Annotated in this window: 10 protein-coding genes; 7 read left to right on the top strand and 3 right to left on the bottom strand. The window is 59.2% G+C overall.

Annotated features, from left to right (window positions below):
- Together BFP95_RS03420 and BFP95_RS03415 are read right to left on the bottom strand one after the other, a co-directional pair.
- On the bottom strand, positions 1 to 1,236 hold a 1,236-nt coding region (locus BFP95_RS03420; protein WP_065881351.1), incomplete at its 3' end, for a ribonucleotide-diphosphate reductase subunit beta.
- A gap of 566 nt (positions 1,237 to 1,802) precedes the next feature.
- The gene (locus BFP95_RS03415; RefSeq protein WP_065874012.1) at positions 1,803 to 2,072 is read right to left on the bottom strand and encodes a DUF2790 domain-containing protein; all 270 of its coding nucleotides are present in this window, start codon (positions 2,070 to 2,072) and stop codon (positions 1,803 to 1,805) included.
- A 397-nt stretch (positions 2,073 to 2,469) separates the two neighbouring features.
- On the opposite strand from BFP95_RS03415, the gene acs reads away from it, so the two are divergent.
- The 7 genes from acs (at position 2,470) to BFP95_RS03380 (ending at position 10,445) form a co-directional block, all read left to right on the top strand.
- Positions 2,470 to 4,425 carry an acetate--CoA ligase gene (acs, locus tag BFP95_RS03410; RefSeq protein WP_065874011.1) on the top strand — a complete coding sequence of 652 codons (1,956 nt, stop codon included), beginning with the start codon at positions 2,470 to 2,472 and terminating at the stop codon, positions 4,423 to 4,425.
- A 687-nt stretch (positions 4,426 to 5,112) separates the two neighbouring features.
- A complete protein-coding gene (locus tag BFP95_RS03405; RefSeq protein ID WP_065874010.1) occupies positions 5,113 to 5,898 on the top strand; it encodes an ABC transporter substrate-binding protein in 786 nt (261 codons plus the stop codon).
- 91 nt (positions 5,899 to 5,989) lie between these two features.
- A complete protein-coding gene (locus BFP95_RS03400) occupies positions 5,990 to 6,679 on the top strand; it encodes an ABC transporter permease (RefSeq protein WP_032886746.1) in 690 nt (229 codons plus the stop codon).
- Positions 6,676 to 7,374, top strand: coding sequence for an ABC transporter permease (locus tag BFP95_RS03395; protein ID WP_049711879.1), 699 nt, complete (start codon positions 6,676 to 6,678; stop codon positions 7,372 to 7,374). Before BFP95_RS03400 ends, BFP95_RS03395 begins: the two co-directional genes overlap by 4 nt.
- A gap of 1 nt (position 7,375) precedes the next feature.
- Positions 7,376 to 8,488 carry a succinylglutamate desuccinylase/aspartoacylase family protein gene (locus tag BFP95_RS03390; RefSeq protein ID WP_065909261.1) on the top strand — a complete coding sequence of 371 codons (1,113 nt, stop codon included), beginning with the start codon at positions 7,376 to 7,378 and terminating at the stop codon, positions 8,486 to 8,488.
- 27 nt (positions 8,489 to 8,515) lie between these two features.
- Positions 8,516 to 9,280 carry an ABC transporter ATP-binding protein gene (locus BFP95_RS03385; RefSeq protein ID WP_005790637.1) on the top strand — a complete coding sequence of 255 codons (765 nt, stop codon included), beginning with the start codon at positions 8,516 to 8,518 and terminating at the stop codon, positions 9,278 to 9,280.
- Between the two features lie 184 nt (positions 9,281 to 9,464).
- Positions 9,465 to 10,445 carry a GlxA family transcriptional regulator gene (locus BFP95_RS03380; RefSeq protein WP_065874008.1) on the top strand — a complete coding sequence of 327 codons (981 nt, stop codon included), beginning with the start codon at positions 9,465 to 9,467 and terminating at the stop codon, positions 10,443 to 10,445.
- 7 nt (positions 10,446 to 10,452) lie between these two features.
- On the opposite strand, the gene BFP95_RS03375 is transcribed toward BFP95_RS03380, so the two are convergent.
- Entirely contained in the window at positions 10,453 to 15,264 is a 4,812-nt protein-coding gene (locus BFP95_RS03375; RefSeq protein ID WP_256534104.1) for a leucine-rich repeat domain-containing protein, read from the bottom strand.
- Positions 15,265 to 15,290 lie beyond the last annotated feature (26 nt).

The following is a 15,290-nucleotide window of genomic DNA, read 5'->3' as shown; positions in this document are numbered from 1 at the left end:
CGCGCCGCCTGTTTGGTACTCGATCACACGGGTTTCGAAGAAGTTCTTCTCTTTCTTCAAGTCCATGATCTCGCTCATCCACGGGAACGGGTTGGTGGTGCCCGGATACTCTTCTTTCAAACCAATCTGCGACAGGCGACGGTTAGCGATGAACTTGAGGTAATCCTCCATCATCGCCGCATTCATGCCCAGCACGCCGCGCGGCATGGTATCGCGCGCGTATTCGATCTCCAGCTGAGTCCCTTGCAGGATCATCTGGGTCGCTTCTTCCTTCATCTCGGCATCCCACAAATGCGGGTTTTCGATTTTGATCTGGTTGATCACATCGATACCGAAGTTCAGGTGCATCGACTCGTCGCGCAGGATGTACTGGAACTGCTCGGCGACGCCGGTCATTTTGTTGCGACGGCCCATGGACAGGATCTGGGTGAAGCCGCAGTAAAAGAAGATGCCTTCCAGCACGCAGTAGTAGGCGACCAGGTTACGCAGCAGTTCTTTATCAGTCTCGACAGTGCCGGTTTCGAACTTCGGATCGGAGATCGAACGGGTGTACTTCAGGCCCCAGGCAGCCTTTTTGGCGACCGATGGAATCTCGTGGTACATGTTGAAGATCTCGCCTTCATCCATGGCCAGCGATTCGATGCAGTACTGGTAGGCGTGGGTGTGAATCGCTTCTTCGAAGGCCTGGCGCAGGATGTACTGGCGGCACTCCGGGTTGGTGATCAGGCGGTACACGGCCAGGACCAGGTTGTTGGCAACCAGGGAGTCGGCGGTGGAGAAGAAGCCCAAGTTGCGCATGACGATGCGGCGTTCGTCGTCGGTCAGGCCTTCGGGGTCTTTCCACACAGCGATGTCGGCGGTCATGTTGACCTCTTGCGGCATCCAGTGGTTGGCGCAGCCGTCGAGGTACTTCTGCCAGGCCCAGTCGTACTTGAAGGGCACGAGTTGGTTGAGGTCGGCGCGGCAGTTGATCATGCGCTTTTCGTCAACGGCGACGCGGGCGGAGGCGCCTTCGAGTTCGGCGAGGCCTTCGGCGACGTCGAGTTTGTCCAGGGCGGCCTTGGCGCGGACGATGGCGGCGGAGTCACTGGCGGTGACGGCGCGGGCTTCAAGGGCGGCGGCAGCGCCGGCACCGTCGAGGCGGTCCATGTTGGCTTCGGTGGCGTGGCCGGCGTTGGCGCCTTTGGTGGCTACCTCGCCTTCTTCTTCTTTGTCGAATTCGTCCCAGCTCAGCATGACGTGTCGTCTCCTGCGTGAGGGCTCAAAGGTGCCCGTGTGAAACCGGATGGTTGGGTGTTCACACGGCCCAGAGGCCGCGGTGGATCTTAAGGAATCGTTTGTTGCAGCAGCTAGCGCAGGCATTAAACGGAATAGGGTTACGGGTACTCTGCGTGAGGCTTGAGGTGCGGAGCGGTGCGTGCTTGCTCCTGCGGAGGCCTCAGTCTGGCTCTTCGTCCCTGTGTAAAGGGATATTGCAGGCCCGATTTACTCGCGCATTGTAGGGGAAAAAAATGGGTTTGTGTTGGGACGGATGGTCACGGAGACCGGCCAGAATGGCGTGTTTTTCGGCCAGAGTGCGGTTTTATAAGGCTTTGCTGGGGCTCGAAATTTTTGACGGACGGCGGGAGGTTTTTTGGGCGGGGGAGTGGGGTAAGGCTTTGCAGCGTGGTTGTGGCTATAACCGCTATCGCAGGCAAGCCAGCTGCCACATTTGATTTGCGGGATTCGAGGTGGGTCCTTGGCCGCAAGAACGATTTCTTGCGGCGACCAAGATCCGGGGTTAAACCTGACGTAATAAGTTATTACCCGTTAGAACAACCATTACCCATCACGTGATAGTTAAGAATATGACGCTGACCTTGCGAATCTTCATATTCCATCTTCACCGGTACAACTTCGCAAACTTCCGGGATGTTGCTCATCGATAATACTTTGGCGACGTCCAGATGGGTGCTGTAAGTGTAGTCCTCAACAATCGGCGCGCTCTGGCCGGCCAGTTCAGTCGGGGCCTCGTCGGCCAGGGCGGCGGTGGCGCACAAGCTGCTCAAGGCCATAACTAATAAAGCTTTCATTTCTTTACTTACCTTCTTCAGGGCGAAAGGGGTCACGGGGCCCTTGTGAGGCCACGTGTGTAACTTAGGGTTGGTGAGTTCGGATTAACGTTGCCTTCGTGGGGGCTGTTACGTTGTCAATCGCAGTGCCTGTGTTGGCGGAAGTGATTCTAGGCGTGTGGGTTATATTCATATACCCGCACTTTTGATAAACACTTTTGGCGGTTTTTGTAACAATCCTGTGGTAAAGCTTTTTTCACAATGCTGCGAAGCGCCGCAGCCCGCGGGCTAGAGGCGTGAACGGGGATGTCAGGGTAATTTGTAGGGGCTTGTTACTACCATCGTCGAATGGTTCTATAGGCCAGCCCCGGCTACAACAGGGCCATACAACAACAACTATGTCACCGAGGTAAGAAAGATGAGTGCGGCTTCCCTGTACCCCGTTCGCCCCGAAGTAGCAGCCAACACGTTGACTGACGAGGCAACCTACAAGGCCATGTACCAGCAGTCGGTGGTCAACCCCGATGGCTTCTGGCGCGAGCAAGCCAAGCGTCTTGACTGGATCAAGCCTTTCACCACGGTGAAGCAGACCTCTTTCGACGATCACCATGTCGACATCAAGTGGTTTGCCGATGGCACCTTGAACGTTTCCTACAACTGCCTGGACCGTCACCTCGCTGAGCGTGGCGACCAGGCGGCGATCATCTGGGAGGGCGATGACCCTGCCGAGAGCCGCACCATTACCTACCGCGAGCTGCATGAACAAGTCTGCAAGTTCGCCAACGCCCTGCGCGGCCAGGATGTGCACCGCGGCGATGTAGTGACGATCTATATGCCGATGATCCCCGAAGCCGTGGTCGCCATGCTGGCCTGTACCCGTATCGGTGCGATTCACTCGGTGGTGTTTGGCGGTTTTTCGCCGGAGGCCCTGGCCGGACGCATCATTGACTGTAAGTCGAAGGTGGTGATCACCGCCGATGAAGGCATTCGCGCCGGTAAGAAAATTCCGCTGAAGGCCAACGTCGACGACGCCCTGACCAACCCGGAAACCAGCAGCATCCAGAAAGTCATCGTGTGCAAGCGCACCAATGGCCAGATCAAGTGGAACCAGCATCGCGACATCTGGTACGAAGACCTGATGAAAGTGGCCGGCACTGTGTGCGCACCCAAAGAGATGGGCGCCGAAGAAGCCCTGTTCATCCTTTATACCTCCGGTTCAACCGGCAAGCCTAAAGGCGTGCAGCACACCACCGGCGGCTACCTGCTTTACGCGGCCCTGACCCATGAACGTGTGTTCGACTACCGCCCAGGCGAAATCTACTGGTGCACCGCCGACGTCGGCTGGGTCACTGGCCACACCTACATTGTCTACGGCCCGCTGGCCAATGGCGCGACCACCTTGCTGTTCGAAGGCGTGCCGAACTACCCGGACATCACCCGGGTGGCGAAGATCGTCGACAAGCACAAGGTCAACATCCTCTACACCGCACCGACCGCGATCCGCGCAATGATGGCTTCGGGCACCGCTGCCTGTGAAGGCGCCGATGGCAGCAGCCTGCGTTTGTTGGGTTCGGTGGGCGAGCCGATCAACCCGGAAGCCTGGGATTGGTACTACAAGAACGTCGGCCAATCCCGTTGCCCGATTGTCGACACTTGGTGGCAGACCGAAACCGGCGGCAACATGATGAGCCCACTGCCGGGCGCTCACGCGCTCAAGCCGGGTTCGGCGGCACGGCCGTTCTTTGGTGTGGTGCCGGCGTTGGTGGATAACCTGGGCAACCTGATCGAAGGCGCCGCCGAAGGTAACCTGGTGATCCTCGATTCGTGGCCAGGCCAGGCGCGTACGCTGTTTGGCGACCATGACCGCTTCGTCGACACCTACTTCAAGACGTTCCGTGGCATGTACTTCACCGGTGACGGTGCGCGGCGTGACGAGGACGGTTACTACTGGATCACCGGGCGTGTGGACGACGTGTTGAACGTGTCCGGCCACCGCATGGGCACCGCCGAGATTGAAAGCGCGATGGTTGCGCACCCGAAAGTTGCCGAAGCGGCCGTTGTCGGTGTGCCGCACGACATCAAAGGGCAGGGCATCTATGTGTATGTCACGCTCAAAAATGGCGAAGAGCCGAACGAAGCGCTGCGCCTGGAGCTGAAAAACTGGGTGCGCAAAGAGATCGGGCCGATTGCTTCGCCGGACGTGATCCAGTGGGCGCCGGGCTTGCCGAAGACGCGCTCGGGGAAAATCATGCGGCGGATTCTGCGCAAGATTGCCACGGCTGAGTATGACGGGTTGGGGGATATCTCCACCCTGGCGGATCCGGGCGTGGTGGCGCATTTGATTGAGACGCACAAGACCATGAACGTCGCGTAAGCGCGGGATAGTCAGATAAAGCCCCATTCGGTGTAAGTCGGGTGGGGCTTTTTTGTGGGAATTGAGTCGATGCAAATCCCCAGTGGGAGCGGGCTTGCTCGCGAAAGCGGTGGATCAGTTGGCTCATATGTAGCTGACTCACCGCATTCGCGAGCAAGCCCACATTTGGGTTGTATTCCATCGCGGGCCTCGGTGGTGTTCTGACGGGCCGGGTTACTTCCAAACCAATAAATATCGGTTTCTCACGTAGGAGGTTTCTGAATGTTACCGTCGAACGCAAATGTGTAACCCCGCGCCCAAACATGAGGCAAAGTGCTACGCCCCCGCCCGCAAAAACAGCATTCCAGACACCCCAGCAAATAAGATTAAACGCCACACTTGCCGTGCCAGAAGGGTTTGCGAATAATAGGCCCGCAATTTGCAGCGTCTACAGGTTTAATGTCTTTTGTCTCTGCATAAAATCCAGAGGCTGTCAATAAGTTGGAACGGCTTTCTCGGTGCTTCTGTAAATTGTTGTCGCATTGAGGAAATATCGGCTTCCAGCCTGTCGTTAGAATGCCGATCACTCGCTCGTCGTCGCAGGTTTAACTGGCGTAGGACGCAGCACCGCAATTCGGTTTCCTTTAAGTCGCATCGTGGGCCATGGCTCATACTGCTGTTTTTGCCCTATACCGATGGAGTCCCAAGATGAAGAAACTCGTGCTGTTGGGCGCCCTGGCGCTGTCCGTGCTGTCCATGCAGGCTTTCGCTGAAGGCAAGCCGCTGAAAATTGGTATCGAAGCGGCTTACCCTCCGTTCGCCTCTAAAGCTCCCGATGGCAGCATCGTCGGTTTTGACTACGACATCGGCAACGCCCTGTGCGAAGAGATGAAGGTCAAGTGCACCTGGGTCGAGCAAGAATTCGACGGCCTGATCCCTGCGCTGAAAGTGCGCAAGATCGACGCGATCCTGTCGTCCATGTCCATCACTGAAGACCGCAAGAAGTCCGTGGACTTCACCAACCGCTACTACCTGACCCCAGCGCGCCTGGTGTTGAAGGAAGGCACTGCGGTCAGCGACAGTCTGGATGAACTGAAAGGCAAGAAAATCGGCGTGCAGCGCGGTTCGATCCATGACCGTTTTGCCAAGGAAGTCCTGGCCCCTAAAGGCGCCACGGTTGTGCCTTACAGCTCGCAGAACGAAATCTACCTGGACGTGGAAGCCGGTCGCCTCGACGGCACCGTGGCTGACGCTACCCTGCTGCAGGAAGGTTTCCTCGATACCCCAGCCGGCAAAGGCTACGCGTTCACCGGCCCGGCCTTCACCGACGCCAAATACTTCGGCGACGGCATCGGCATCGCGGTACGTAAAGGCGACAAGGAAAACCTGGACCGCATCAACGCTGCTATCGCGGCGATCCGTGCCAATGGCAAGTACAAAGAAATCGAGAAAAAGTACTTCAACTTCGACATTTACGGCCCTGAAGCCAAGTAAACCGTCGTAGCTGTCTGTCCTGAATGGCGCAAGCAACAGAGTTCCTGAGGTTTGCGCCATTTTTTCATCCCCCTTTTCGAGGACCTGAATCATGTTGAAAGGCTACGGGGCCGTCATCCTCGATGGCGCATGGTTGACGCTTCAGCTCGCCTTGTCGTCCATGGCCTTGGCCATTGTTCTGGGTCTGATCGGGGTCGCATTACGCCTGTCGCCGGTGCGCTGGTTGGCTTGGCTGGGTGACTTGTACTCCACGGTGATCCGCGGGATCCCCGACCTGGTGCTGATCCTGCTGATTTTCTACGGCGGTCAGGACTTGCTTAACCGCGTCGCGCCGATGCTTGGCTATGACGACTATATCGACTTGAACCCCCTGGCCGCCGGTATCGGCACTCTGGGTTTCATCTTTGGCGCCTACCTCTCGGAAACGTTTCGTGGCGCCTTCATGGCCATTCCCAAGGGCCAGGCCGAAGCCGGCCTTGCGTATGGCATGAGCAGTTTTCAGGTGTTTTTCCGGGTGATGGTGCCGCAGATGATTCGGCTGGCTATCCCTGGGTTTACCAACAACTGGCTGGTACTCACCAAGGCCACCGCGCTGATTTCGGTGGTGGGCCTGCAAGACATGATGTTCAAGGCCAAGCAGGCGGCAGATGCCACCCGTGAGCCTTTTACCTTCTTCCTCGCAGTGGCGGCGATGTACCTGGTGATCACCAGCGTGTCGTTGCTGGCCCTGCGTTATCTTGAGAAGCGCTACTCGGTAGGCGTAAGGGCGGCTGATCTATGATCTTCGACTACAACGTCATCTGGGAGGCCATGCCGCTGTACCTTGGCGGCCTGCTGACCACCCTGAAACTGCTCGCCATCTCGCTGTTCTTCGGCCTGCTCGCCGCCTTGCCCCTGGGCCTGATGCGTGTGTCCAAGCAGCCGATCATCAACGGTGCGGCCTGGCTCTACACCTATGTGATCCGTGGCACGCCGATGCTGGTGCAGCTGTTCTTGATCTACTACGGCCTGGCCCAGTTCGAGGCGGTGCGCGAGAGTTTCATGTGGCCGCTGCTGTCCAGCGCCACGTTCTGTGCGTGCCTGGCGTTTGCGATCAACACCAGCGCCTACACCGCCGAGATCATTGCCGGTAGCCTCAAGGCCACGCCCAACGGCGAGATCGAAGCGGCCAAGGCCATGGGCATGTCGCGCTACAAGCTGTATCGCCGCATCCTGCTGCCGTCGGCCCTGCGCCGCGCGCTGCCGCAGTACAGCAACGAAGTGATCATGATGTTGCAGACCACCAGCCTGGCCTCCATCGTCACCCTGATCGACATCACCGGTGCCGCGCGCACGGTGAACGCGCAGTTCTACCTGCCGTTCGAAGCCTATATCACCGCTGGTGTGTTCTACCTGTGCCTCACCTTTATCCTGGTGCGCCTGTTCAAGTTGGCCGAGCGCCGCTGGCTCAGCTACCTGGCTCCACGGAAGCACTGATATGGAACGTATCGATCACCTGTTGCCCTGGGGCCACCTGGGGTGCGAGCGCCAGCTGAGCGTGTTCCGCTTTGGCAAGGGCGAGCGCAAGGCGTATATCCAGGCCAGCCTGCACGCCGATGAATTACCCGGCATGCGCGCCGCGTGGGAGCTGAAAAAGCGCCTGGCCGAGTTGGAACAGCAAGGTGCGCTCAATGGCGTGATCGAGCTGGTGCCGGTGGCCAACCCGATGGGCTTGGGTCAGTTGCTGCAAGGCAGCCACCAGGGCCGTTTCGAAGTGGGCAGCGGCAAGAACTTCAACCGCGATTTCGTCGAGTTGAGCGAGCCGGTCACTGAGTTGCTCAAGGGCAAGTTGGGCGATGATCCTCACGCCAATGTGCGCTTGATCCGCCAGGCCATGAGTGATGTGCTCAGCGCGTTGCCAGAGCCGAGCAGCCAGCTGCAAGGCATGCAACGCATCCTGCTGAGCCACGCTTGCACCGCCGATGTGGTGCTCGACCTGCATTGCGACGCCGAAGCCGCACTGCACATGTATGCGCTGCCGCAGCACTGGCCGCAGTGGCGCTCGCTGTCGGCGCATTTGGGGGTGAAGGTCGGCCTGCTGGCGGAAGATTCCGGCGGCAGTTCGTTTGATGAAGCCTGCTCGCTGCCGTGGCTGCGCTTGTCCCAGGCGTTCCCCGAAGCACAGATCCCGTTGGCCTGCCTGGCGACGACGCTGGAACTGGGCGGCCAGGCCGACACGGGTCGTGACGAGGCGATCTTCCACGCCGAAGGCATTCTCGCGTTTCTCGCCGAGCAGGGCTTGATCAAGGGGGAATGGCCCGCGCCACAGTTCGAACCCTGCGAAGGCATGCCTTTTGAAGGCACCGAGCTGCTGTTCGCACCCCACGCCGGGGTGATCAGCTACCTGCGTAAAGCCGGTGAGTGGATCGAAAAAGGCGAGCCGATTTTTGAAGTGATTGACCCCCTGGACGACCGCGTGAGCACCGTTTGCGCGGGAACCTCGGGGGTGTTGTTTGCCGTTGAACGGCTACGTTATGCCCAAGCGGGTTTCTGGCTGGCCAAGGTGGCGGGGCGCGAAGCGCTGCGTCACGGGCGCTTGCTCAACGACTGACCACCTGTTTTTGTGAGAACCGACCGCATGTACAAACTTGAAGTCCAAGACCTGCATAAACGCTATGGCAGTCATGAAGTGCTCAAAGGCGTGTCCCTGGCCGCCGCGGCCGGTGATGTAATCAGCATCATTGGTTCCAGTGGTTCGGGCAAAAGTACCTTTTTGCGCTGCATCAACCTGCTCGAGCAGCCTCACGCCGGCAAGATTCTGCTCAACAATGAAGAGCTGAAACTGGTGGCCAACAAAGACGGCGCCATGAAGGCCGCCGACCCCAAGCAGTTGCAACGCATGCGTTCGCGCCTGTCCATGGTGTTCCAGCATTTCAACCTGTGGTCGCACATGACCGCGCTGGAAAACGTCATGGAAGCGCCGGTGCACGTGCTCGGCATGTCGAAAAAAGAAGCCCGTGAAAAGGCCGAGCACTACCTGGCCAAAGTTGGGGTGGGCCATCGTAAGGATGCGTTCCCCGGCCATATGTCGGGCGGTGAGCAGCAGCGCGTGGCAATCGCACGTGCCTTGGCGATGGAGCCGGAGGTGATGCTGTTCGATGAACCCACCTCGGCGCTCGACCCGGAACTGGTCGGCGAAGTGCTCAAGGTGATGCAGGACCTGGCCCAGGAAGGCCGCACCATGGTGGTGGTGACCCACGAAATGGGCTTTGCCCGTGAAGTGTCGAACCAACTGGTGTTCTTGCACAAAGGTATCGTTGAAGAGCGTGGCAACCCGAGGGAAGTGCTGGTGAACCCACAGTCCGAGCGTTTGCAGCAGTTCTTGTCGGGTAGCTTGAAATAATCAGGACTGCTTTTGCGCACTGAAATAGTGCATGCTCAACAGTCTTGAGGTTGACGCCGATCCCTGTGGGAGCTGGCAAGCCAGCTCCCACATTTGATCTCCCTATGTTTTGAGATTTGTGTTGGTTTACGGGCTAGCATTAGCCCTTGTCTTCATTACCGTTCTTCGTTTCGGATAGCCCTCCATGACCGCCCATAAAATTGGTTTCCTGATTTGGCCCAGCACAAAAGCCCTGACGCTTGCGCTGGCTGAGGAGGCCTTGCGCGTTGCTCAGCGGGTGCATCCGGACGTGGTCTACGAGCTGTCGTTTTTGCTCGCGGAACCGGCGGCCGAAGGCGCATGGCAACTGCCGGGCGAGCCGTGGGCCGGTAAGATCGAGGGCTTCCAGAAGCTGTTCCTGCTGGCGGACGAACCGCCGACCGTCATCGCCTCGCAACTGAGCACCGCGCTCAAGCAGCTGGTTCGCGCCGGTTGCGTGATTGGCGGCTTGTCGGCGGGTGTGTACCCGCTGGCCCAGCTCGGCCTGCTCGACGGCTACCGCGCCGCCGTGCACTGGCGCTGGCAGGACGATTTCGCCGAGCGTTTCCCCAAGGTCATCGCCACCAGCCATCTGTTCGACTGGGACCGCGACCGCCTCACCGCCTGCGGTGGCATGTCTGTGCTCGATCTGCTGCTGGCAGTACTCGCTCGTGATCACGGCGCCGAACTGGCCGGTGCAGTCTCCGAAGAGCTGGTGGTGGAGCGCATTCGCGAAGGCGGCGAGCGCCAGCGCATTCCACTGCAAAACCGCCTGGGTTCCAGCCATCCGAAGCTGACCCAGGCGGTTTTGTTGATGGAGGCGAATATCGAGGAACCGCTGACCACCGATGAAATCGCCCAGCACGTCTGTGTATCGCGACGACAACTCGAACGCATCTTCAAGCAATACCTCAATCGCGTCCCCAGCCAGTACTACCTGGAACTGCGCCTGAACAAGGCGCGCCAGATGCTCATGCAAACCAGCAAGTCGATCATTCAGATCGGCCTGTCGTGCGGCTTCTCCTCGGGGCCGCATTTCTCCAGCGCCTACCGCAACTTCTTCGGCGCCACACCCCGTGAAGACCGCAACCAGCGGCGCAGCAGCAGCCCGTTCGAGCTGTCGTCGGTGCCATCCGAGCGCGGTTGAGCATTTTTTATTCCTCCCCCTCTTCTTCGGAGCCGGTGTCGGCCAGCGTCGCCTCGGGCTGTCGAGCTTCGGGTACGTCAAAGTCCACGGCCGTACGCCGGTAGTAGTGGCGCAGCTTGTCTATCGTCCCGGTAGAGAAACGGTTGCCGCCGAGATTGAAGCCGTCAGCCCTGTCAGCGTCCAGTTCAAACAGGTCGTCAGGAAGCTCGGTCATTCGGTTGTTTCTCAGGCTCACCACATCGAGGCGGGGCAGGTTGAACATCCCGTGAGGGGGCTCGGTGAGGCCGGCGCTTTCAATCATCAGGGTTTCCAGTCCGGACATTTTGCTGATGTCGGGGGAAATGCCCAGGTCTGTGTTGTGACTCAGGTCCAGGTATTCAAGGGTGTGCAGGTCGCTCAAGTCTGCGGCGCTTTTTTGCGTCAAACGGACCGTGCTTTGAGTCAGGTTGAGCCGCTTGAGCTTCGGCAGCTTGAATACGCCGGCGGGAATGTCTGGCAGTGCATACCGATGGATAAACAGGCTCTCTAGGTTGGGAAAACGCTCGATAAATCCCGCGGGGATCGATGTGGTGTCCTCCCCCCTCAGTTCCAGCCTTGAAATATGTTCGAAATCGACCCTCAGCACCGGCAGATCGCCGAGCAGCGGCACGGCTAATGTCATGTTGTGGGAGGTGGTGGGTGGCTCATGCTCTGCATTCAGGCTGGTCTCCCTGCGCCAGCCTTCCTCAATCAATGCCTTGAGTTGGCCTCGCAGGACTTGTTGTCGCGCCTGCGCGTCTTCGTCCATTGGCGCCCCCTCGTGCGGGTCGGGTACGTTTGCCGCCCATTCTCCCAAGTCCGCTTGCAGGCGCTCGTAGTCGACTTTCAGGCGTTCCAGGATTGCCATGGAGTCATCCAACCCACCGGGCAGCTTGAAAATAAAGTTATTGGCTTCAGTGGCGGTGTAGCTGGGGTAGAGCTCGAGGACCCGCTGGCGCTCGGCAGGATGGGCGTCTGCGCCAAAGTGTTCGCCGGTTCTCTGGCAATAGCGTTTGATGCGCTCCAGCGTGGCGCGAGACAGCGGGTTGCCTGACAGATCAAAGACTCTGGCGGTTGCGCGGGGCACGCTGAAGGCGGCCTCGGGTAGCCGCCTCAAATAGTTGTTACTGAGGTCGGCACGCGTCAACCGAGGGCGGTTGAGCAGGCCTTCGGGGAATTGGGAGATATTGGTCTGGCTCAGATTCAGTGTCTGCAAGTCGGCCAGGGCTCTGAGGTCGGGTGTGAGCGACAGTTGGTTGTTGTCAGACAGGTCCAGATGGCGAAGCCCGGTCCGCGTGGCAAGGTCTGCACGATTTTGAAGGGACAGGTGAAGGTTGCAGTTGCGTAACGTCAGGCTGTCGAGGTGGGGCAGCCCAATGACCTCTGGGGGGATTGTGTTGAGGGCAATATCGCGGATAGCCAGCGTTCGCAGGTTGGGGAAGTGCGTGAGGAACGCGGGTGCGTCCCGGGTGGTGCGGTAGCCCCTCAGACTCAGGGTGGAGATGAACTTGAAGCGTGTATTGAGTGTGGGGAGTTCGCCGTACAGCGGCGGCAGGTGCAACTGGTGGCCCTCGCTGAAGGCTGGATCCGGTGGGGTTTCATGACGCCAGGCGCGGATCAGTTCGCGCGTCCATCTCCAGCGATTGAGTTGCTCATCGGCGATCGTCGAGGGGGGGAGCGGTATGTCGGTACCCTGAAGGGTTTGCGGCGTGTTGGAGTTCCAGGTCGAAAGGCTGTTTTCTAACTGTAAAAATTCGTTCTTCAAGTATTGAAGCGTTTGCAGGGGGGAGCCGGGCCGGTACCTCATGAAGTTCAATGCGTTGGTCACTTGTGCTGGGCTCAGGCTCGGGTACAGCTCATGTAATAACTGAGTCTCCAGAGGGGGGCTCGGGGTTGCCGGGCTGCTGCCGTAGCCTTCCATGCCGCCGGGCAGGCGCATCAGGGCCGGGTCGTAAGAGGGTTTACGCACGGGGGCTTCGGCCAGCAGAGTGCCCAGCGCTTCACGCGCCAGCGTGTGTTGACGCAAGGTTTGCCTCAGCAGCGGACCCTGGCCGATATGAATGCCCAGTGCGTTGCGCTGCGCGTCCGGCAGTGCCTGGAGAACGGCGGTGTAGAAGTCGGTTGCGCCAAACAGGGTGCCCTTGCCGTCTTCGGGAATGTAATCGCCCTCGACAGTGCACACGAGCGTGCGGTGTATCGGTGCCTGGGGGCTGCCGATAGCATCGCGTACCTTGCCGGTACGGCTGAAGTCGGTGACTACCAGGCGCACCTGCGGCGACCATCCCGGCAGGTTTTCCAGCGAATGCAAGGCAAGACGGTGTGTGTCATTGCTTTCCAGGGCGTCCATGTACAGCCCTTCATGGGCCCGACTGATGCGCACTTCATGGGCAGCCCAGCGTGCGCGCTCTATCACCGATGCGGGCACTTTGCCTTGGTCGATGCCCGATAGCTCTTCCCCGGTCGCACTGCGTAATACTTCTTCGGCAGCGCTCGTCGGCAGGCCGGAGGTGGTGTCGATGACTTTTTGCAGGCGTGCGGTATCGATGATTTCCTCTTTTCGATAGCGCGAGTCAAACAGGCTGGCGCGTTTGTCCTGGGCTTGGCGTGCCAAGCGTTTGCGCAGCGTGGCAATACGCACGTTCATCGGGGTGGTGGGGCTGCCGAACGCCTCTTCAAGCAGGGTTTTGCGTTCTGACTCGTCCAAGGTTTCCAGCAGGGTTTGCAGCAGGTCGCCATTGTTCATCTGAGCTTCGTGTATTTGTGCTACGGCGGCGTCTTTGCGGCCTTGGTGCTCCCAGACAGTTTCACCTTTTGCGTTGAGAAACCGCAGGGTCTTGGATTCAGGCCATAAGCCGGTCTGGCTGAGCAGCCACAGTTGGGTCTGTGGGTCGGCTTTTTGATAAACCTGAGGATCGTCACTGTTCATCTGGTCGATGAAGGCTTGTAGCTGCTCATCGATCTTGACGCGCTTGAGCGTGTCAATCAGCAGTGGGGGCGGCGACTGGTGGTCCAGGTGCATTTTGCGTAGGGCCGCATCATCGGTCCCGCTGATGCGGTGGGCCAGTTCAAGGCCTGCCTCACTGATCCCCTCGGCCGGCGGCCCGAGGCGGCGCAGCAGGGTGGTGCGATCCCAGGTCAGCGGGCGATCCCCTGGGGTTATCCAGGCACCCTTGCCATTGCCGATTATCCGCGGGCGGTAGGCGTGCGCATGGGTGGGGTGTGCAAGGAAAGCGTTGCCCGCGTGTTGCGTGACAGAAAAATGCTGCCCGTTGAGTGCCAGGACTCGTTTGCCTGCATGGGCATGCAGCCCCTGCGCGTCTGCGCGTGCCGCCGCACCCAGTTGAATCTCATGGGCATAGGGCTTCAGGTCGCGGTTCCACAGGCGGGTTTTGCCGCCGGCAGTGACCGGCGTGAGTGAGTCGAAAAAGTCCCACAGCTCCTTCGGTAGCGCCTGTCTCAGCAGGCCCTCGGCAATCGGTGCGCCGACCGCGAACATGCCCAGTTGAAGCATTTGTTCAAGGATGGACATCAGGTGCCCGAATGCCTGCTTCTTGAGCCCTTCTGCCCAATCGATGATGCCTTCGAAGACTTCATCAAGCAGTTGATAGGCGGTATAGCCGAGCATCAGCAACCCCAGCGGTGGAATGAAGGGCGCGGCAATGAACGCGGCGATTTCGAGAATGGCTTTACCGATTTTTTGCACAATGTCCCAGCGTTGCCAGCGTGCCTTGCTATCGGCGTCGGCGGTCGAGATGGCTGTCACCCGCGCATCATTGAGCAGCTTGTTGAGTTTGCTTTCGTACAGGTGTTGGTAAAGATCGCCGGTGATTTTCTCTGCGTAAAATTGCAGTCGGGGTTGGGCTATCGGCTCGTCGCGCCAGGTGGGTCGTGGATCACCGACGCTGTGCTCGTGCCAGACCACTTGCGATAAGCGGCTGTTGAGGCCGGCAAAGAAGTAGCCACGGTGCTCCTGGTTGACGAAACGGCTGAAAAACGCCTGGTAGTCGGTGTTGCGTAGCTTGTTGGCCAGATCCTGCATAAATGCTGCGCCGTTGACGTAGTACTTGAGCGGGGACTGTGGGTCGCCGGGGATGTAGGCCACGACCGGGGCTGCACTGCGGTGTAACTCCAGGTCGGGAGCGAACAGTACGATGCCGGTCAGCGGCGCGTTCATCAGGTTAAGGTCGTGGCTGAGCAGTGCCTTGCCGGCAAGCTCGGCGCCAAGGTTATTCAGGCAGCGGCCAAGTGCATCAAAGACCGGGGGCGTCACATCCTTTTTGAGACGGGCCATTTGCAGGCTCGTTTGCGCATCGGCTTTCAGGCTCTGGATGACTTTGTTGCGTAGCCGGGTTTTGAGAACAGCGTCCTGGAACCCGAAAAAATGCTTGAGGTAGCGCTGATAGTGCGCGCCGATATCCAGCTGGCGGCACAACCCGATGAATTGCGCGATGCTGATCTGCTCGCGCAGCCCCGGCAGCGTGTCGAACTGCCCGGTGGTGGACGGTTCGGTAATGAAGGTTGACTCTGCGGTGTAAGCCGTTGTTTTGCCTTCGTCCGCGTCGAAGTTGTGCAGCGCGGCCTCCACCAGCGACACGGTCCAGGGTTTGGCGCCCGTCTCGAGGGGCGCCAAGGGTAAAGTCAAAGGCTTATACAGGCGCAGATAGGTGGTAGTGACATTGGACTCAACGTCAAACTGCTGCTTGAGTGCCTCTTGCAGTAACGGTGCCGCGAAGGCTTGGGGGGACTGGAGCGTTGCGAAGGCCGTATCGAGCCGGTTTTGCGCCTCCCAACTGGTCTGCACGGCTTTTTTCAGGGGGGGCGTGTTGT

Source organism: Pseudomonas sp. 58 R 12 (assembly GCF_900005865.1).
In the GTDB taxonomy this organism is placed as follows: Bacteria; Pseudomonadota; Gammaproteobacteria; order Pseudomonadales; family Pseudomonadaceae; genus Aquipseudomonas; species Aquipseudomonas tritici.
Note: the sequence above shows the minus strand (reverse complement) of the source record. Positions and strands in the feature narration are given on the sequence as shown.

Bases quoted from the DNA above. Each gene is read 5' to 3' on its own strand.
- BFP95_RS03395 (WP_049711879.1), top strand. From the start codon at position 6,676: ATGATCTTCGACTACAACGTCATCTGGGAGGCCATGCCGCTGTACCTT.
- BFP95_RS03415 (WP_065874012.1), bottom strand. From the start codon at position 2,072: ATGAAAGCTTTATTAGTTATGGCCTTGAGCAGCTTGTGCGCCACCGCC.
- BFP95_RS03385 (WP_005790637.1), top strand. From the start codon at position 8,516: ATGTACAAACTTGAAGTCCAAGACCTGCATAAACGCTATGGCAGTCAT.
- BFP95_RS03390 (WP_065909261.1), top strand. From the start codon at position 7,376: ATGGAACGTATCGATCACCTGTTGCCCTGGGGCCACCTGGGGTGCGAG.
- BFP95_RS03405 (WP_065874010.1), top strand. From the start codon at position 5,113: ATGAAGAAACTCGTGCTGTTGGGCGCCCTGGCGCTGTCCGTGCTGTCC.
- BFP95_RS03380 (WP_065874008.1), top strand. From the start codon at position 9,465: ATGACCGCCCATAAAATTGGTTTCCTGATTTGGCCCAGCACAAAAGCC.
- acs (WP_065874011.1), top strand. From the start codon at position 2,470: ATGAGTGCGGCTTCCCTGTACCCCGTTCGCCCCGAAGTAGCAGCCAAC.
- BFP95_RS03400 (WP_032886746.1), top strand. From the start codon at position 5,990: ATGTTGAAAGGCTACGGGGCCGTCATCCTCGATGGCGCATGGTTGACG.